Here is a 17,191-nt window from a genome sequence, read left to right as displayed (position 1 = left end):
GCTTTCAAGGCAGTCGTGATCAGGGCTTCGCCTCGGCCAGCGCCTCGCTGTGGTCTGCGAGCTCGCGCGCCAGTCCAGACGGCAGGATCTGCGCGAGGCTGGCCTGTGCCCTGCGCCAGATCGGCAGGGCCTCCTGCAGCCGCCGCACGCCGCCTTCGGTCAGCCACACCGCTCGGCGCCGCAGATCCGCCTCCACCACTGCGATCTCAATGAGCCCCTGGCGCTCCAGCGTCCGCAGGTTGCGCGACAGGGTCGATTGCTCGAGCCCGGTCCGTTGAGCGAGCGCACCGAGCGTATCGTCGCCGATGGTCGCGATCTGGGCCATCAGCCCGGCTTGCGCCGCAGTGAGGCCAAGGCCCGCCATTTCCCGATCGATGAACATCGAGATGCGTCGCGCCGCCAGCCGGGCATTCCAGGCCGGGCAGGCGTCGACCAGGGCGCGAGCCTCACGTCGCAGGCTGCCTTGCGATTGCGTCCCAACTCTCATGGTTATATGCATCTACAATAAATGTAGATGCATGGAAATGGGCCGCCCGCGCAATCCGGGCGCCTCGTTCCACCACCTGGCGGGCGTCCAATGGCCTCATTCGTCCTGAAGCGCGTCTACGAGCAGCCGGCTGCCACTGACGGCAAGCGCATCCTGGTCGACCGGCTTTGGCCGCGCGGCATCTCGAAGGAGAAGGCGCATATCGACCTCTGGCTCAAGGAGATCGCGCCGAGCGATGCCCTGCGGAAGCAGTTCCACGGCAAGCCCGATGATTGGGACGCGTTCTGTGGAGCCTATGCGGACGAACTGACAAGCGAAACGGCGCAGGTCGCCGCCAGGGAGCTCGCCCAGCACCTGCGCGAAGGCCCGGTGACCCTGCTCTACGCGGCGCGCGACGAAGAGCGGAACAATGCGGTTGCGCTGAAGATCTGGTTGGAAAAACAAGGCTCCTTGAGATGAAACACCCGGACCGAACCATCCTGGACCTCATCGGCAGCACGTCCCTCCTCGCCCTGCAGCGGATCGCACCGGCAAGCGGCGCCCGGATCCTGCTGAAGCTCGAAAGCGAAAACCCGACTGGGAGCATGAAGGACCGCATGGCGCTGGCGATGGTCGAGGCCGCCGAAGCGGACGGCCGCCTGAAGCCGGGTGGTTCTGTCGTTGAATATACCGGCGGCAGCACGGGCGTCTCCCTGTCGCTGGTCTGTGCCGTGAAAGGGTATCCGCTGCACATCGTGACCTCGGACGCCTTCGCGCGTGAAAAGCTCGAACACATGAAGATGCTGGGCGCGGAACTTCAGATCATTCCCAGCGAGAGCGGCCGCATGACCGCGAAACTCACCCGCGACATGATCGAGGCCGCGCGGGTCGTTGCCGCCGAAACCGGCAGTTTCTGGACCGACCAGATGAAGAACCGCGACCAGATGGCGGCCTATCAGGGGATGGCCGACGAGATCTGGGCGCAGACGTCGGGCCGGATCGACGGCTTCGTCCAGAGCGTCGGCACAGCCGCCTCGCTCCGCGGAACCGGCCAGGCGCTGCGCCGGCACAACCCCGCGATCACGATCGCGGCTGTGGAGCCCGCCGAGTCGCCGGTATTGTCGGGGGGCGAGACCGGAGCCCACAGGATCGACGGGATCGGGGCCGGCTATGTCGTGCCGCTCTGGGACAAGAACGTTGCCGACCGGATCGAGCTGGTCTCGACGGAGGAGGCTGCCGCCATGGCCAGCCGCCTTGCCCGGGAGGAAGGCCTTTTCGGCGGAACCTCGACAGGCGCCAATGTCGTCGCGGCGCTACGCCTCGCCGAGCAGTTCGGCTCCGGAGCGACCATCGTCTCCGTGATGTGCGATACCGGCATGAAGTATCTCAGCAAACACTGAAATCGCTGGGCAACCAATGCTGCTTGAACCTGCGCGCGTCGCGCTGACAGCCGGTGTTTGTCATCAACCCTGCAAGAAGGCATGAGATGCTTTCTGGAAGCGCGAAGGCATCGGAGATCATGGGTCGGATGACGATCACTGCGCCGGAAGGCGACGAGGCCCGTGAACTCCCTCATCGTCGCTGGAAGAACTACCCGGTCGCCGGCATTGATTACCCGGACGCCTCCCCGATGTCCGCCAATGGCCGATTGGCGCAACACGCTGTCGATGCGTTGGCAGGATGTCTGCCGAGCCATGTCGAGGTGCTGGCCGGCATCGATGTTGGCGGGCTGGGATTTGCGGGTGCACTCGCCTATCGAAGCGCACTCGGTTTCTTCGATGTCCGGAAGATCGAGTCGATCAAAGCCGATGTCATTCGCGGCATCATGGCCAATTATGACCTCGGCAATGGCATCGCGATCTCGAAGAGCATGCCGATCGCCGGCCGCTCCGTCGCCGTTCTCGATGATTGCCTGATGACCGGTGGCACCGCGCTGGCCGCCGCACAGCTCATCCGTCGATTGGGCGGGAACTGCCAGACCGCCCTCTTCGTATTCGAACTCGAAGGAATGGGTGGTCGCGAACGGCTGGAGAGCGCGGGACTGGCAGTGCACAGCCTCCAGATCGTCCCGCGGACCGAAGCGACCGGTGAATCGCTTGTCCGCTGAGCCCGTTTTAGGGAGATCGAAAAGGCTGCAGCGCCTCCTGAAATGGCGTGCCCCCCGGAGCACTGGCGAGCAAACGCTGACGCAGCCCTCGCGACACGTGATCTGAGATCATCGGCCGCGAGGGTGGCGCCGTGATGACCGCGAGCCAGGCCCACGGAGTGGGGTCATCCCCCCGTCGGCGCCATCGCACGAACTTCGCAAATGCCCTCCCAGCCCGGTGCGAAATCCTTGTGCAAGGTCATGAACTCGATGGCGCTGGCTTCGGCCTCCTCGCGGCCAGCGAGTTCGAATATCGCGTAGCCACCGATGACCTCCTTGGCCTCAGCGAAGGGGCCGTCGACAACCTTGACCTTCCCGCCATGCAACCGGACCTCGAAGCCCATCGGCTTTGGCAACAGCCCGCCGGTGTCGATCAACCGGCCGGCCCTGGTTTCCCGCTCGATAAGCTTGCCCATCGCCTCCATCAATGCGGGTGGCGGCGCCCCCTGCTCGTCAGCCTTGACCATCATCATGAAACGCATTGGTTCATCTCCCTGTCGAGGGAACCGTCGCGACGATGTCGCGCCTCCTGCCCTCTGCATCTCGACGAATGAGCACCTGCCAAATCGACAGACGTGCGAGATTTTTCTCCACTCGCTCAAACCATGCAAATTGTGATCGGATCCAATAAGAAAGCCCGCGTAATCGCGGGTATGAGGCTTAATGAGTTGCGCGGTGTCCGCCGCCGGATCGGCCCGTCACTCCCACCTGGTCGTACCGGGCGGCTGACGTCGCCGAAGCGCATGTGCCGCAGATGGCGACCCGTTATCAGGCGCGTTTCTTGTGATGCCTGCCGGGCGCCCAGCCCCGGCGTGACGCCGCGCTCTATGCGTTCAGTCAAAGAGCGGGCTCCGGCTCGATGGGTGGCATTGACGGTACATGCGCTATTGCCGGCGCGGCGAGATCAATAATCGCACCGCGGGACATGCGCACTAATCATTCGCCTTATATCCGTATCTGCCACTTAATTTGTTCTCAAACTATATTTATCTTAATTTATATTTATTATATGAAAACTACGTCATGCAATTTTCTTCATTTTCATCAGATAGAGTATTATTTATAGATAGCCTCATATGACTGGCCAGCTCCAGGAATTTACCCTAGTGGATGCCTCCCGACGCGCTCGTTTGAAAGTTTTTGTTCGGATGTCGAAATCCCAGATTGGGCAGCGTTCTTGGGGCATCGAAACCAAGCTGAATGGCCCGACCTGATGATTTTTCCGATTACCTCGCTCTACGCGATCCCCCTGGCCGTGATTTTTCTGGTCCTGTGGATCGGCGTCACCAAAACCCGTTCGGCCCTGAGCGTCTCCATCGGAGATGCCGGCAATACCGATCTGCATGAACGCATCCGCCGGCATGGCAATTTCGTCGAATGGGTGCCGATGATCCTCATCCTGATGGTGCTGGCCGAGGGCCAGGGCGCCGGCCCGCTCTGGCTGCACGCGGCGGGGGCGCTGGTGGTCATCGGTCGGATCTTGCATCCCATCGGCCTGCGCGCCAATGCCCCCACCCATCCCCTGCGGATCGCGGGCAACTCGGCCTGCATCCTCGCAACCCTGACGCTGACCTTGGCCCTCGCCCTCGTCGCGCTTGGTTCTCGCCCCTGATACCTCCCCGAACCTGCTCACCACCGGAGACCTGACATGCAGTACATGGCGCTGATCTATAGTGATCCGTCCCTCGAGCCAGCCTATGGCACGCCTGAATTCGAGGTGATGATGAAGGGCTATTTTGCCTTCAACGAGACCCTGAAGGCGGCGGGCGCCTATGTGGCGGGCGAAGGCCTCAGGGATGTCGACACGGCCACGAGTCTGAGGGTTCGCGGCGGCAAGGTGGAGACGATGGATGGCCCCTTTGCCGAGACCAAGGAACGCCTTGGCGGCTACTACATCTTCGAGGTTCCGGACCTCGATGCCGCCCTGCGCTTCGCGGCGATGATCCCGTCGGCGGCCTATGGGACGATCGAAGTGCGGCCTGTGATGGACTACGACGCCTGATGTCGGACGCCGCCCCCGATCCCCGCTCCGTTTCCTGTACCATCGAGAATGTGGTGCGGACGGATCGGGGGCGGCTTCTGTCTGCGCTGATCGTTCAGCTGAAGAATTTTCAGCTTGCCGAGGATGCGCTGCAGGACGCCTTGGCCTCGGCGGTCGTGCATTGGGGAAGGACGGGACTGCCTGCCTCGCCTCAGGGCTGGCTCTTGAAGGTCGCGCTGCGCAAGGCGATCGATCGCTTGCGCAAGTCTGCCCGTGAGGACCGCGAGGCTGGCGAGATCGCCCGGCTTTCCCTCGCGGAAGCAGCCGAGACGACGACCGAGGATATTGCCGACGAACGCCTGCGACTGATCTTCACCTGCTGCCATCCGGCGCTGGAGCCCAAGACCCGGGTCGCACTGACCCTGCGCACGCTGGGCGGGTTGAGCACGGCCGAAGTTGCCGCTGCTTTCCTCGACAACGAAACCACCATGGGCCAGCGCCTTTCGCGGGCACGGACAAAGATACTCGCTGCCGGCATACCCTATGCCGTACCCGGGCCGGAAGCCTGGTCAGAACGGCTCCAATCCGTCCTGACCGTCGTCTATCTGATTTTCAACCAGGCCTATTCAGGTGCGGACGAATCTCACGCCAGTCCTTTGGGTGAAGAGGCCATCTATCTGGCGCGCATGTTGAATGGCCTGCGCCCGGACCAGGCCGAAATCGAGGGGCTGCTGGCGCTGATGCTGATCACCGAAGCCCGCCGCGCGGCGCGGCTCGATGCCGGCGGAACCAGCATCCCCCTTGCATTGCAGGACCGCAGGCTTTGGGATGGCGCCCGGATTGCCGAAGGGCTGGCGTTGCTCGATCGTGTTGTGGCGCGACGCGCGCCGGGGCCCTTTCAGATCAAGGCGGCGATTGCCGCCCTGCATGTCCAGGTGGAGCCGCCCGACTGGCCGCAGATCGTCCTGCTCTATGATAGCCTGTTGCGGATGGAACCAACGCCGGTAGTCCAGCTGAACCGTGCCGCGGCATTGGCCGAGGCTGGCGCACTCCGAGCTGGCCTGCACGCTCTTGGGTCGCTTGCCTCAGCGCTCTCGGCCTATCAGCCGTTTCATGCGGCACATGCCGAACTGCTGTCCCGCTCGGGCTCGACCGACGCTGCACTTGCCGCCTTTGATCGTGCCATCGGCCTCGCGTCCAATCCATCAGACGCGCTCTTTCTCAGGTGCCGCCGGGATCAGGTCGCCCGGCAAGCGCCAGAGACGTCTTAGGGACCGCAATCGCGGCCAACCTGATCCCGCGCCGTTTGGATCGGGCGACGGGGCACGGCGGCGCATCCGGTGCGCTGTCGCCCCCTCCTTGTCGCTACACGGCTTTCCTCACTCCCACTCGATCGTACCAGGCGGCTTCGACGTCACGTCGTAGACGACCCGGTTGATGCCCTTGACCTCGTTGATGATGCGGGTCGCGGTACGGCCGAGGAAGGCCATGTCGTAGGGGTAGAAATCGGCGGTCATGCCGTCGACCGAAGTGACAGCGCGCAAGGCGCAGACATGGTCGTAAGTGCGGTAGTCACCCATCACGCCGACGGTGCGCACCGGCAGCAGCACGGCAAAAGCCTGCCAGATCACGTCGTAGAGACCGGCCTTGCGGATCTCCTCGAGATAGATCGCATCAGCCTTGCGCAGGATGTCGAGCTTTTCCTTGGTGATTTCGCCGGGGCAGCGAATGGCGAGGCCCGGTCCCGGGAAGGGATGGCGGCCGACGAAGGCCTCGGGCAGGCCAAGCTCCCGGCCCAGGACGCGGACCTCGTCCTTGAACAGCTCGCGCAGCGGCTCGACGAGCTTCATCTTCATGCGCTCGGGCAACCCGCCGACATTGTGGTGCGACTTGATCGTCACCGAGGGCCCGCCGGAGAAGGAGACGCTCTCGATCACGTCGGGATAGAGCGTCCCCTGCGCCAGGAAATCGGCGCCACCGAGCTTGCGCGCTTCCTCGTCGAAGACCTCGATGAAGAGGCGGCCGATGGTCTTGCGCTTGGCCTCCGGATCGGAGCCGCATTTGGCGAGCTCGGCGAGGAAGAGTTCCTCAGCCTCCACATGCACGAGCGGGATGTTGTAGCTGTCGCGGAACAGGCGCACGACCTCTTCCGCCTCGTTCATCCGCATCAGGCCATGATCAACGAAGACGCAGGTGAGCTGGTCGCCGATGGCCTCGTGGATCAGCACGGCGGCAACGGCGGAATCGACGCCGCCGGAAAGCCCGCAGATCACCCTGCCCCTGCCGACCTGCGCACGAATCTTGGCGATGGTCTCGGAGCGATAGGCGGACATGCTCCAATCCGGGACGCAGCCGCAGATATCGACGACGAAGTTGCGCAGCAACTTGGCGCCGTCCGGCGTGTGCACCACCTCCGGGTGGAACATGGTTGAATAGAAACGCCGTTCCTCGTCGCTCGCCACAGCAAAGGGCGCGTTCTCCGAGGTCGCCTTGACCGAAAAGCCAGCCGGCAACTGCGTGACGCGGTCGCCGTGGCTCATCCACACCGGAAAGCGACCGCCCTGGTTCCAGACATCCCTGAACAGTGCCGAAGGCGCGACGATCTCGACATCGGCGCGGCCGAACTCGGCGGCATGCCCGCCCTCGACCTTGCCGCCGAGCTGATGAGCCATGGTCTGCTGGCCATAGCAGATGCCGAGAAGTGGCAGGCCCGCCGAGAAGACCTCCTGCGGGGCGCGCGGCGAATTTTCATCCGGCACCGAGGCCGGCCCGCCGGAGAAGATGACGCCCTTCGGCTTCATCCGCTGAAAGGCCTCGGAGGCCGACTGGAACGGCGCGATCTCACAATAGACGCCGATCTCGCGTACGCGACGCGCGATCAGCTGCGTGACCTGGCTACCGAAATCGATGATGAGGATGGAGTCGTGGGGCTTGCTCGTCATCGCGCCCGGTTACGCCATCACGCGCGCAGGCGCAACGGCGCAAGCGCGCCTCAGGCCTCGCGCCTGACGCAAGCCAGATAGAATCCGTCCGTCCCGGTGCGCTGCGGCGACAATTGCAGGCCAAGCGCGGTCGAGAACCGCGCGAGCAGAGCAAAGTCGCCTTCCGTCGACGACAGGATCTCCTGGCTCGGCACGAGGGTGAAGCTGGGATGGCGCTGCAGGAACCCTGAAACGGCCCCGTCATTCTCATCGGGAAGCACCGAGCAGGTGACATAGGCAATACGACCGCCGGGCTTCACCAGGCGGGCCGCGCGCGCCAGCACCTCGGCCTGTTCCTTGATCCGCTCGGCGAGCGCGCCCGGTCTGACGCGCCATTTTGCATCGGGATTGCGCCGCCAGGTGCCGGAGCCGGTGCAGGGCGCATCGACCAGGACGAGGTCGGCCTCGCCGACAACTTCGGTGAGCGATTCATGGCCGCGGCTGCGCGGGACGCGGATCTGGACGATACTGGCGCCCGAGCGCGCCAGCCGCTCATGCAGAGGCGCAAGACGACGGCTATCGAGATCGGTCGCGAACAGGCGACCCTGATTCTGCATCTGGGCGGCCAGAGCCAGCGTCTTGCCTCCGGCGCCGGCGCAAAGATCGACCACGGTCTCGCCGGGTCTGGCGCCGGCCAGCAGCGAGACGAGCTGCGAGCCCTCATCCTGGATCTCGAAGGCGCCCTCGAAGAAGCTCGGCTCGCTCTGCAGCGAGGGGCCGCGCCCATCCGCCCCCGGCAGAAAGCGGATCGCATCAGGGGACCATGCCCCCGCCTCCGCTCCGAGATGAGCAAGATCCGCCAACACCTTGGCTTGATTCGCCTTAAGGCGGTTGACGCGGATATCGATCGGCGCACGATCGGCCAGTGCAGCGCCCTCCGACACGGCCTGCTCGCCAAAGCTCGCTGAGAAAGCGGGCCAAAGCCATTCCGGCACATCGGCGCGGACCCAGCCCGGTGCATCGTCGAGATCGAAGGTGATCAGCCGGGTCGCCTCCTCGCGCGTCAGCGGTGCGGGCGCGTGGTTCTCGCCCGAGCACAGTTCGGCGATCTCTTCCATCCGGAGTTCGCGCAGGCCGGCCAGCATGCCGAGAACCATCGCCCGCGAGGTCTCCTCGCCCATGGCAAAGGCCGAGGACGAGCGACGGCGGAGCGCGTCATACACCAGCGTCGCAATTGCGGCGCGATCCTTTGACCCGGCAAAGCGCCGCGACAGGCCCCAATCCTTCAGGGCGTCGGATGCCGGTCGGCGACGCTGGATGATATCGTCCAGCACCTCGATGGCGGCGCTGATGCGGGCGGCAGGGGTCATTGCGTCGTTCCGTCTGGTGCCGGCGTCTGCGGCACAATCTCGGCGCTGTGGTGTCATATAGACGAGGCAGGGGCAACAACGTCTCGACCGGATACTTGAGGCGCAGGCATGTCTCGGACCGTCCGTCCCGGTTGAGCAGCCGTCCTGCTGCGCCACTCACGGGAGCTCCGGACCGGGCCATCCCCTGGCAGATTTTGCGGCACTCTCGCCGAATGCCACAATCCGCATCGGGGGTCCGGCCTTTCCGGGCTTACGGTCTTCGTCGCAGGATGATCCGGCAACCGAGGCTGACTGCCGTGCTGCGCCCAGCTTGAAAGTCGACGTATTATCATGTGAAGCCGTCTGCTTGACGAAGCGTCGTCGTCAGCTGCACACGGGGGCGATCGCTCCGATCAAGTGGAAACCACGCCATGCAGCGCCTTTGCCGAATCACGCTTGCCGGTCTTCTTGCCCTGGCCCTCACCGCCTGCGCCACGACGCCGCCGCCAGACCTGACCCCGCCCCCCCAGAAGCGCCTCGACGCCAAGACGACGCTCGAAAACAGGCGCTGAACCCGCCGCAGACACAAGGCGTCGCCCTGGCTTGGCCGGGCGACGCTTCTGCCGCGAATCGCGATCCTCGTCCGGCAGGACGCGGCAAGACTCCGACCGGACGGGCAGCGCCCCGCGCCTCGCTTAAAAGTTGTCGTAGCGTAATAAGACCACTTCACGGAGCTGTCATATCGTCTGATCATGGTCGCGCGCTCTTGCCGCGATCAGGGAACAGATCCGATGAAACAGACGCTACTTTCGGCCACGATGCTGGCCGCCCTCGCCTGCGGCGGCCTTGCTGCCACATCGCCCGCCTTTGCCCAACCCGTGCCGACGCTTGATGGGAAGAAGCCCCTCATCGTCGGTCATCGCGGCGCCAGCGGCCACAGGCCCGAGCACACGCTCGAATCCTACAAGTTGGCGATCGAACAGGGCGCCGATTTCATCGAGCCCGATCTTGTCGCGACCAAGGACGGTGTACTCGTCGCACGGCACGAGCCGATGCTGAGCGGCACCACCGACGTTTCCGAGCGACCGGAATTCGCTGCTCGCAAGACTGTCAGGAAGGTCGACGGTGTCGACACCAATGACTGGTTCGCCGGGGATTTCACCCTCGCCGAGATCAAGACGTTGCGCGCCAAGCAGGCGATGCCCGATCGCGACCAGTCGCATAATGGCAAATTTCCGATCCCGACGCTGCAGGAGATCATCGATCTCGCCAAGGCCGAAAGCACCCGGACTGGCCGGACCATCGGCATCTACCCCGAAACCAAGCACCCGATCTTTCATGCTGCGATCGGGCTGCCGCTCGAGGACCGCCTGCTCGACCAGTTGAAGGCGGCCGGCTGGACCGAAAAGTCCTCGCCCGTGATCATCCAGAGCTTCGAGACGGCCAATCTCAAATATCTGCGCGGCAAGACGCAACTGCGCCTCGTCCAGCTCGTCGATGCCGATGACGTCGACAAGGATGGCGGCATCGTCCTCGCCGCGCCCTTCGACAAGCCCTACGACTTCGTCGTCACCGGCGACAAGCGCACCTTCAAGGACCTGGTCACGGCCGACGGGCTGAAGGAGATCAAGACCTATGCCGACGGCGTCGGGCCGTGGAAGCCCTATATCCTCGCCGGCAAACAGACGATCGGCGACGACGGCAAGCCGAAGGATCTGAATGGCGACGGCAAGATCGACGAACAGGATCGGGTGCTGATCGCACCGACCAATGTCGTCAAGGACGCGCATGCGGCCGGCCTCTTCGTCCATACCTGGACGTTCCGCAGCGAGCCGAAGCGGTTGGCCTCGAATTTCAAGGGCGATCCCGCGGCCGAGTACAAGGCCTTCTTCGACCTCGGCATCGACGGGCTGTTCTCGGACTTCCCCGATGCCGCCGTGAAGGCCCGCAACGCCAAATAAGCCAGCCCCAACGACCAGAAGCCCGCCCCGGATCACCGGGGCGGGCTTTCTCTGCACATTTCAGCGGGAGATCAATCGCAGATCCGCCTCGTCCGCCTGATCTCGCCGCGCGGCGTTTCCTCGATAGTCCTCACGGTGCGGCAATCGTCGCGCCAGCTGCTGCGCTCCCAGCGCGCGCGTTCGCGCATGCGCTCGTCGCGGCGGATTTCGCGGTCGATGGCGCGGTCGCGCGGCGAGCGTGGATCGACCGAGACGCCGCCCGGTCCAATGTTGATCGACTGGGCATAGGCGCCGCTCGTCGCAAGCAGGACAGCAGTCATCATCGGAATAATGAATCTCATGATGCGTTCCTCCGTTCTGCAGGCAAGAACGGGGTACATCTCGAATTGTTCCGGAATTTGATCGCGCCGAAACGGGCCGATACCGGCCCCATCTCTATCTATGGTCGTCGGATCAATCGCTGTGGCGGCGTCCACTATGGCAGACGACCTTCGTTCCTCGCTCTAAACTTGACGCAGTTGCGGCGCGCCGAGGGTTCGGCGCGCCGCATGGTTCAGGGCCTGCCCGGCCTCAGTGCAGGATCTGGCTGAGGAAGAGCTTGGTGCGTTCGTGCTGCGGGTTCTTGAAGAACTCGTTGGGCTCGTTCATCTCGACGACCTGGCCGGCATCCATGAAGATGACACGGTCGGCGACCTGGCGCGCAAAGCCCATCTCGTGGGTGACGCAGAGCATGGTCATGCCCTCGTCGGCCAGGCTCACCATGGTGTCGAGCACCTCCTTGACCATTTCGGGGTCGAGCGCCGATGTCGGCTCGTCGAACAGCATGATCTTCGGGCTCATGCAGAGCGAACGTGCGATCGCGACGCGCTGCTGCTGGCCGCCCGAGAGCTGGCCCGGATATTTCAGCGCCTGCTCCGGGATCTTCACGCGCTTGAGATAGTGCATGCCGATCTCCTCGGCATCCTTCTTCGGCATCTTGCGCACCCAGATCGGCGCCAGCGTCAGGTTCTCCAGGATCGTCAGATGCGGGAACAGGTTGAAGTGCTGGAAGACCATGCCGACATCGCGGCGGATCTCGTCGATCTTCTTCAGATCATTCGTCAACTCGGTGCCGTCGACGATGATCTGGCCCTTCTGATGCTCCTCGAGCCGGTTGATGCAGCGGATCATCGTCGACTTGCCCGAGCCCGAGGGTCCGCAGATCACCAGCTTCTCGCCCCGCGCCACCTTCAGGTTGATGTCGCGCAGCACATGGAACTCGCCATACCACTTGTTGACCCCGACCATCTCCACGGCTGTATCCGTGTTCAAGGAGGTCTGCTTCAGCGCCGCCGGACGCGTCGAGATGTTGCTCTCTGCCATTGCCATGTTCTTGGTCTCCCTCAACGTCTTTGGCCGGCAGCAAGACGGCGCTCGACCGAGATCGAATAGCGCGACATGCCCCAGCAGCACAGGAAATAGAAAATCGCGGCGAAAGCATAGCCCGTCGCGCGCGTCGTCGGCGTCGCCCAGGTCGGATCGACCAGGGTCGCCTCGATGGTCCGCAGGAAATCGAAGATGCCGACGATGGTGACCAGCGTCGTATCCTTGAACAACCCGATGAAGGTGTTGACGATGCCCGGGATCACGATGCGCAACGCCTGAGGCAGGATGATCAGGCGCATCATGTTCCAATAGCCGAGGCCGAGCGACATCGCCCCCTCATACTGGCCCTTCGGGATGGCCTGCAGGCCGCCGCGAATGACCTCGGCCATATAGGCGGCCGCAAAGAGGGCAACACCGACCAGCGGGCGCAGAAGACGGTCGGGCGACCATTCCTGCGGCACGAAGAGCGGCAGCATGGTGTTGGCCATGAACAACACCGTGATCAACGGCACGCCGCGCACGAACTCGATGAAGATCACCGAGAGCAGCTGGATGATCGGCAGGCGGGAGCGCCGTCCGAGCGCCAGCACGACACCGAGGGGCAGCGAGAAGACGATCCCGACCGCCGCGATCAGGAAGGTCACCGTCATGCCGCCCCAGAGGCCGGTATCGACTCGCGGCAGGCCGACAGCCTTGTCAAGAATGGCGATGAGGCCGAAGGCGACAAGTGCCATCAGGATCAGGCGCTTGGGCCGATAGAAACGCTTCCAGGGCGGCAGCTCATGCTCGACTGCGAGCTGTCCGGCTCCCATGAAGAGGCGCGCCAGCGAAGGCACGAAGGACAGCACCATGTACATCGCGGCCAGTGCGACCGTCGCGAGGATCAGATAGCGCAGGAAATTCTCTGTTCCGGGACCGCCGAGCAGCAGGATATAGGCGCTGATCGGCAGCAGCACGAAGAAGAAGAAAGCACCGAGCTTCTTCAGTGGGGCGTTGTTCCAGAGCAGCCAGACGATACCGAGCGCAAACATCACGAAGACGATGTTGACGCGCCAGCGCTGGCTGACCGGATAGGAGCCGTAGACGAAATACTGGAAGCGGTCGGCCACATAGGCCCAGCAGGCGCCGACCGGCCGGCCGACCTTTTCGGTAAGGCAGGCATCGCGGTTTGAGCCCGTCCAGACCGCATCGAGGAAGTAGAACCGGATGATCTCCGGCAGGCTCGTGACAACGATATAGGCACAGAGCAGCGTCAAAATCGTGTTGACGGGTCCGGAGAAGAGGTTGGCCCGGACCCAGGCAAGCGGCCCTGCCACGGATAGCGGAGCTGCTTCCTGCGGCAGGGTTTCGCGACGGATGAAGAAGGCGGAGTTCTCGGTGGTTGCATCGGTCATCGGGGCGCCCTCACCGTTCCACCAGCGCCATGCGCTTGTTGTAGATATTCATGAACAGCGAGGTGACGAGAGAGATCGTCAAATAAACCGCCATGGTGATGGCGACGACCTCGACCGCCTGCCCCGTCTGGTTCAGCACCGTGCCGGTGAAGACCTGGACGAGATCGGGATAGCCGATGGCGACCGCCAGAGAAGAATTCTTCGTCAGATTCAGATAGTTGGAGGTCAGCGGCGGAATGATCACGCGCATCGCCTGCGGGATCACGACGAGCTTCAGCGTCGGCCCCGGCCGCAGGCCGAGCGCATGGGCTGCTTCCGACTGCCCCTTGGAGACGGCGAGAATACCCGCGCGCACGACTTCGGCGATGAAGCCCGCGGTATAGGTGGTGAGGCCGATCAGCAAGGCCACGAATTCCGGGAAGATCTGGATGCCGCCGCGCAGGTTGAAACCGGCGAGCTCAGGATAGATGAAGGTGATCGGCCGGCCCATCAGCAGATAGACGAAGAAGGGCAGCACGACGACGAGGCCGAGAGCGACCCAGCCGACCGGATACTGCTTGCCGGTTGCCGTCTGCTGCTTGCGGGCCCAGTAGCGGAAGGTGATCGCCGCCACGATCCCGAGCAGGAAGGTCAGGACGATCAGGCTGCCGCCGGGCTCGAGTTGCGGATCGGGCAGATAGAGGCCGCGGTTATTCAGCAGGATGCCAGCCGGAAGCGCGATCGACTGGCGTGGGTTCGGCAGCGGCTTCAGCACCGCGTTGTACCAGAAGAACAGCTGCAGCAGCAGCGGCAGGTTCCGGATGACTTCGACATAGACCATGGCGATCTTGGCGAGGATCCAGTTGCTGGACAGGCGCGCCACACCGACGAAGAAGCCGAGGAAGGTCGCCAGCACGATACCAATCGAGGCGACGAGCAGGGTGTTCAGCAGGCCGACCCAGAAAGCCTGGCCATAGGTCGAGCCCGAGGCGCTGAACGGGATCAGCTTCTGGTTGACGTCGAAGCCGGCGGCGTTGTGCCAGAAGCCGAACCCCGAGGCGATCTTCTGCGCCCGGAGGTTTTCGATGGCATTGGATGCGGCGGAATAAACGAGGAACCCGACGACGGCCAAGAGGGCAAGCTGATAGACATAGCCTCGGATCTTCGGATCGTAGAGCAGTGAGGCCTTGCCCGGTTGGACCGGCTCCGTCGGTATGGTCGTCACGTGTCACGCCCCTTCTTGTTCTTCGGTGGCGGCCGGTGGTCCGGCGATGCCCGGGTCGAGCATCGCCAGCCGTCTTCTTGTCCGTGCCGTTTGGCGGTAGCGAGCGCTGCGCGGCGGTCGCCGCGCAGCGTGGATATCAGCGGATAGGCGGTGCGTATTGCAGGCCGCCCTTGGTCCAGAGCGCATTCTGGCCGCGAGCGATCTTCAGCAGTGAGTTGGCGCCGACGTTCCGTTCGAAGGATTCACCGTAGTTTCCGACATGCTTGATGATGCGGACGACCCAGTCATTGCTCAGGCCGACAGCCTCGCCGAATTTGCCCTCGGTGCCGAGCAGGCGCTTGATCTCCGGGTTCTCGGATTTCAGCATCTCGTCGAGATTAGCCTTGGTCACGCCGAGTTCCTCGGCGTTCAGCATGGCGAAATGGGTCCACTTGACGATATCGAGCCAGGTGTCGTCGCCGTGGCGCACGACGGGACCGAGGGGCTCCTTGGAGATGATATCCGGCAGGACGATATGGTCGGTCGGGACGCCGAGCTTCAGGCGTTCGGCATAGAGCCCGGACGCATCGGTCGTGAAGGCGTCGCAGCGGCCCGATTCATAGGCCTTGATCGTCTCGTCGGCGCTCGCAAAGGCGACGACCTCGTATTTCAGTTTGTTGGCGCGGAAGAAGTCCGCGAGATTGAGTTCCGTCGTCGTGCCTTGCTGGGTGCAGACGGAGGCGCCCGCCAGCTTCAGGGCTGAATCGATCCCGAGCTTCTTGCGGACCATGAAGCCCTGCCCGTCATAGTAATTCACGCCCGCGAAGTTCAGGCCGAGCGACGTGTCGCGCGACATGGTCCAGGTCGTATTGCGCGAGAGCAGGTCGACTTCGCCGGACTGCAGAGCAGTGAAGCGGTCCTTCGACGAAAGCGGGATGAATTTGACCTTGGCCGGATCATTGAAGACCGCAGCCGAAATGGCGCGGCAGAGATCGACGTCAAGGCCGCTCCAATTGCCCTGAGCATCGGGGATACCGAAGCCAGCAAGGCCTGGGCCGACACCGCAGATCAATTGCCCCCGGCTCTTCACCTGAGCCAGCAGCCCCGTTTGGGCCTCCGCTCCACCCGCGAAAGCAGCGGTTGCCGCAACGGCGAGCGCTGCACTGACAAACCTGTTCATTATTATTCCCCTGTTGCCGGAACGGGTTTTTCCCGTTCTCGAACCTTGCAAGTCTCGGACCAGATTTTTGGGCCCGACAATACGTCCTTTCAGCGCGCCTCCGTCTTCGGCATCGGCCAATGAAGCGGAGGCAAGAATGCCCCCGCCTCGTGTTTTGTTCAACGCACCGGGGGAGCGTATTGCAGTCCGCCCTTGGTCCACAACGCATTCTTTCCGCGGGCGATTTTCAGGATCGATCCTGATCCGACATTCGCCTCAAAGGACTCGCCGTAGTTGCCGACCTGCTTGACGATCCGATAGGCCCAATCCGCGCTGAGGCCGATCGCTTCTCCAAACTTGCCCTCGACACCGAGCAGCCGCCGAACCTCCGGATTGGTCGATTTCACCTGCTCATCGGTATTGGCTTTGGTGATACCGAGTTCCTCGGCATTGAGCATGGCGAAATGACTCCATTTCACCAGGTTGAACCATTGCATGTCGCTGCTCCGAACGACCGGCCCCAATGGCTCCTTCGAGATGATCTCCGGAAGCACGATATGATCGTCCGGCGCCTCGAATTTCAGCCGTTGCGCATAGAGAGCCGAGGAATCGTCGCTGAAAGCGTCGCAGCGACCTGCCTCGTAGGCCTTGATCGTCTCATCCCCCGTGTTGAAGGCCACCACCTCGTACTTCATGTTGTTGATGCGAAAGAAATCCGCCAAATTCAGTTCGGTCGTGGTGCCCTGCTGGGTGCAGATCGAGGCGCCGCCCAGCTTCAGCGCCGAATCGACGCCGAGCTTCTTGCGGACCATGAACGCCTGCCCGTCATAGTAGTTCACCGTCGAGAAGCTCAGGCCGAGGGCGGTGTCGCGAGACATCGTCCAGGTGCTGGTCCGTGAAAGCAGGTCGACCTCACCTGCCTGCAGGGCCGTGAACCGGTCCTTCGACGAGAGCGGCACGTATTTGACTTTGCTCGGATCGTTGAAGATCGCCGCGGCGATCGCCCGGCACAGATCGACGTCCAGGCCTGTCCATTTCCCCTGAGCGTCCGGGACGCCGAAACCGGCCAAGCCCGGGCTGACGCCGCAGTTCAGCTGCCCGCGATTCTTGACCTGCGTCAGGGTGGTGCTTTGCGCCTGGGCGGCGCCCGCCGCGCAGAGCATGAGGCCTGTGGTTACAACGGCAGTGACGGTCCGTTTCATCTGTGTACTCCCAAGTTCCGAAGCAGGTTCGTCCCGCTCTCGATCATCTTGTCGGCTGGGAGCC

Annotated in this window: 18 protein-coding genes; 8 read left to right on the top strand and 10 right to left on the bottom strand. The window is 63.5% G+C overall.

What is annotated here, in order from left to right:
* Positions 1-19: 19 nt before the first annotated feature.
* A complete protein-coding gene (locus tag BIWAKO_RS23030) occupies positions 20-487 on the bottom strand; it encodes a MarR family winged helix-turn-helix transcriptional regulator (protein ID WP_069880632.1) in 468 nt (155 codons plus the stop codon).
* Positions 488-577: 90 nt separating this feature from the next.
* On the opposite strand from BIWAKO_RS23030, the gene BIWAKO_RS23025 reads away from it, so the two are divergent.
* The 3 genes from BIWAKO_RS23025 (at position 578) to BIWAKO_RS23015 (ending at position 2,573) form a co-directional block, all read left to right on the top strand.
* Positions 578-946, top strand: coding sequence for a DUF488 domain-containing protein (locus BIWAKO_RS23025; RefSeq protein WP_069880631.1), 369 nt, complete (start codon positions 578-580; stop codon positions 944-946).
* On the top strand, positions 943-1,866 hold the full coding sequence (locus BIWAKO_RS23020) for a PLP-dependent cysteine synthase family protein (RefSeq protein WP_069880630.1): 924 nt from the start codon (positions 943-945) through the stop codon (positions 1,864-1,866). The genes BIWAKO_RS23025 and BIWAKO_RS23020 overlap by 4 nt, the downstream gene beginning before the upstream one ends.
* A 128-nt stretch (positions 1,867-1,994) precedes the next feature.
* The gene (locus tag BIWAKO_RS23015; RefSeq protein WP_176733388.1) at positions 1,995-2,573 is read left to right on the top strand and encodes a phosphoribosyltransferase family protein; all 579 of its coding nucleotides are present in this window, start codon (positions 1,995-1,997) and stop codon (positions 2,571-2,573) included.
* A gap of 164 nt (positions 2,574-2,737) precedes the next feature.
* Here the strand turns inward: BIWAKO_RS23015 and BIWAKO_RS23010 are convergent, their stop codons facing one another.
* Positions 2,738-3,094: a YciI family protein gene (locus BIWAKO_RS23010; protein WP_069880628.1), complete on the bottom strand. Its 357-nt coding sequence runs from the start codon at positions 3,092-3,094 to the stop codon at positions 2,738-2,740.
* A gap of 731 nt (positions 3,095-3,825) precedes the next feature.
* Here BIWAKO_RS23010 and BIWAKO_RS23005 point away from each other — a divergent pair.
* Genes BIWAKO_RS23005 through BIWAKO_RS22995 form a run of 3 tightly spaced genes read left to right on the top strand, consistent with a single transcriptional unit; the run spans position 3,826 to position 5,864 of the window.
* Positions 3,826-4,224 (top strand): MAPEG family protein, encoded by a 399-nt coding sequence (locus tag BIWAKO_RS23005; protein WP_069880627.1) that lies wholly within the window; start codon positions 3,826-3,828, stop codon positions 4,222-4,224.
* A gap of 36 nt (positions 4,225-4,260) precedes the next feature.
* On the top strand, positions 4,261-4,614 hold the full coding sequence (locus BIWAKO_RS23000; protein ID WP_069880626.1) for a YciI family protein: 354 nt from the start codon (positions 4,261-4,263) through the stop codon (positions 4,612-4,614).
* Entirely contained in the window at positions 4,614-5,864 is a 1,251-nt protein-coding gene (locus BIWAKO_RS22995; protein WP_069880625.1) for an RNA polymerase sigma factor, read from the top strand. The genes BIWAKO_RS23000 and BIWAKO_RS22995 overlap by 1 nt, the downstream gene beginning before the upstream one ends.
* A gap of 108 nt (positions 5,865-5,972) precedes the next feature.
* Here BIWAKO_RS22995 and guaA read toward each other — a convergent pair whose 3' ends face one another.
* Positions 5,973-7,535, bottom strand: a complete 1,563-nt coding sequence (gene guaA / locus BIWAKO_RS22990) for a glutamine-hydrolyzing GMP synthase (protein ID WP_069880624.1) — start codon at positions 7,533-7,535, stop codon at positions 5,973-5,975.
* Between the two features lie 50 nt (positions 7,536-7,585).
* Positions 7,586-8,884: an RsmB/NOP family class I SAM-dependent RNA methyltransferase gene (locus tag BIWAKO_RS22985; RefSeq protein ID WP_069880623.1), complete on the bottom strand. Its 1,299-nt coding sequence runs from the start codon at positions 8,882-8,884 to the stop codon at positions 7,586-7,588.
* A gap of 410 nt (positions 8,885-9,294) precedes the next feature.
* Between BIWAKO_RS22985 and BIWAKO_RS36090 the strand changes: the two genes are divergently transcribed.
* Together BIWAKO_RS36090 and BIWAKO_RS22980 are read left to right on the top strand one after the other, a co-directional pair.
* Positions 9,295-9,435 carry a hypothetical protein gene (locus BIWAKO_RS36090; protein WP_176733387.1) on the top strand — a complete coding sequence of 47 codons (141 nt, stop codon included), beginning with the start codon at positions 9,295-9,297 and terminating at the stop codon, positions 9,433-9,435.
* 219 nt (positions 9,436-9,654) lie between these two features.
* Positions 9,655-10,824, top strand: a complete 1,170-nt coding sequence (locus tag BIWAKO_RS22980) for a glycerophosphodiester phosphodiesterase (protein ID WP_069880622.1) — start codon at positions 9,655-9,657, stop codon at positions 10,822-10,824.
* Between the two features lie 71 nt (positions 10,825-10,895).
* Here the strand turns inward: BIWAKO_RS22980 and BIWAKO_RS22975 are convergent, their stop codons facing one another.
* The 6 genes from BIWAKO_RS22975 to BIWAKO_RS22950 form a co-directional block, all read right to left on the bottom strand.
* Entirely contained in the window at positions 10,896-11,165 is a 270-nt protein-coding gene (locus tag BIWAKO_RS22975) for a hypothetical protein (RefSeq protein ID WP_141740202.1), read from the bottom strand.
* A 229-nt stretch (positions 11,166-11,394) separates the two neighbouring features.
* Positions 11,395-12,186, bottom strand: a complete 792-nt coding sequence (locus tag BIWAKO_RS22970) for an amino acid ABC transporter ATP-binding protein (protein ID WP_043236851.1) — start codon at positions 12,184-12,186, stop codon at positions 11,395-11,397.
* 20 nt (positions 12,187-12,206) lie between these two features.
* Entirely contained in the window at positions 12,207-13,583 is a 1,377-nt protein-coding gene (locus BIWAKO_RS22965; protein WP_084651718.1) for an amino acid ABC transporter permease, read from the bottom strand.
* Positions 13,584-13,593: 10 nt separating this feature from the next.
* Positions 13,594-14,787 (bottom strand): amino acid ABC transporter permease, encoded by a 1,194-nt coding sequence (locus tag BIWAKO_RS22960; protein ID WP_371332036.1) that lies wholly within the window; start codon positions 14,785-14,787, stop codon positions 13,594-13,596.
* A gap of 136 nt (positions 14,788-14,923) precedes the next feature.
* The gene (locus BIWAKO_RS22955; RefSeq protein ID WP_069880620.1) at positions 14,924-15,946 is read right to left on the bottom strand and encodes an amino acid ABC transporter substrate-binding protein; all 1,023 of its coding nucleotides are present in this window, start codon (positions 15,944-15,946) and stop codon (positions 14,924-14,926) included.
* Between the two features lie 158 nt (positions 15,947-16,104).
* Positions 16,105-17,127, bottom strand: a complete 1,023-nt coding sequence (locus tag BIWAKO_RS22950; RefSeq protein WP_069880619.1) for an amino acid ABC transporter substrate-binding protein — start codon at positions 17,125-17,127, stop codon at positions 16,105-16,107.
* Positions 17,128-17,191 lie beyond the last annotated feature (64 nt).

This window comes from Bosea sp. BIWAKO-01, assembly GCF_001748145.1.
Taxonomy (GTDB): domain Bacteria; phylum Pseudomonadota; class Alphaproteobacteria; order Rhizobiales; family Beijerinckiaceae; genus Allobosea.
This window is presented reverse-complemented; position numbering and strand designations above follow the sequence as displayed.

What these genes read in the sequence shown, in the direction of transcription:
- BIWAKO_RS23020 (WP_069880630.1), top strand. Translation starts at nt 943, where the DNA reads ATGAAACACCCGGACCGAACCATCCTGGACCTCATCGGCAGCACGTCC.
- BIWAKO_RS23010 (WP_069880628.1), bottom strand. Translation starts at nt 3,094, where the DNA reads ATGCGTTTCATGATGATGGTCAAGGCTGACGAGCAGGGGGCGCCGCCA.
- BIWAKO_RS22980 (WP_069880622.1), top strand. Translation starts at nt 9,655, where the DNA reads ATGAAACAGACGCTACTTTCGGCCACGATGCTGGCCGCCCTCGCCTGC.
- BIWAKO_RS23015 (WP_176733388.1), top strand. Translation starts at nt 1,995, where the DNA reads ATGACGATCACTGCGCCGGAAGGCGACGAGGCCCGTGAACTCCCTCAT.
- guaA (WP_069880624.1), bottom strand. Translation starts at nt 7,535, where the DNA reads ATGACGAGCAAGCCCCACGACTCCATCCTCATCATCGATTTCGGTAGC.
- BIWAKO_RS22975 (WP_141740202.1), bottom strand. Translation starts at nt 11,165, where the DNA reads ATGAGATTCATTATTCCGATGATGACTGCTGTCCTGCTTGCGACGAGC.
- BIWAKO_RS23030 (WP_069880632.1), bottom strand. Translation starts at nt 487, where the DNA reads ATGAGAGTTGGGACGCAATCGCAAGGCAGCCTGCGACGTGAGGCTCGC.
- BIWAKO_RS22995 (WP_069880625.1), top strand. Translation starts at nt 4,614, where the DNA reads ATGTCGGACGCCGCCCCCGATCCCCGCTCCGTTTCCTGTACCATCGAG.
- BIWAKO_RS22955 (WP_069880620.1), bottom strand. Translation starts at nt 15,946, where the DNA reads ATGAACAGGTTTGTCAGTGCAGCGCTCGCCGTTGCGGCAACCGCTGCT.
- BIWAKO_RS22965 (WP_084651718.1), bottom strand. Translation starts at nt 13,583, where the DNA reads ATGACCGATGCAACCACCGAGAACTCCGCCTTCTTCATCCGTCGCGAA.
- BIWAKO_RS22970 (WP_043236851.1), bottom strand. Translation starts at nt 12,186, where the DNA reads ATGGCAGAGAGCAACATCTCGACGCGTCCGGCGGCGCTGAAGCAGACC.
- BIWAKO_RS23005 (WP_069880627.1), top strand. Translation starts at nt 3,826, where the DNA reads ATGATTTTTCCGATTACCTCGCTCTACGCGATCCCCCTGGCCGTGATT.
- BIWAKO_RS22985 (WP_069880623.1), bottom strand. Translation starts at nt 8,884, where the DNA reads ATGACCCCTGCCGCCCGCATCAGCGCCGCCATCGAGGTGCTGGACGAT.
- BIWAKO_RS36090 (WP_176733387.1), top strand. Translation starts at nt 9,295, where the DNA reads ATGCAGCGCCTTTGCCGAATCACGCTTGCCGGTCTTCTTGCCCTGGCC.
- BIWAKO_RS22950 (WP_069880619.1), bottom strand. Translation starts at nt 17,127, where the DNA reads ATGAAACGGACCGTCACTGCCGTTGTAACCACAGGCCTCATGCTCTGC.
- BIWAKO_RS23025 (WP_069880631.1), top strand. Translation starts at nt 578, where the DNA reads ATGGCCTCATTCGTCCTGAAGCGCGTCTACGAGCAGCCGGCTGCCACT.
- BIWAKO_RS23000 (WP_069880626.1), top strand. Translation starts at nt 4,261, where the DNA reads ATGCAGTACATGGCGCTGATCTATAGTGATCCGTCCCTCGAGCCAGCC.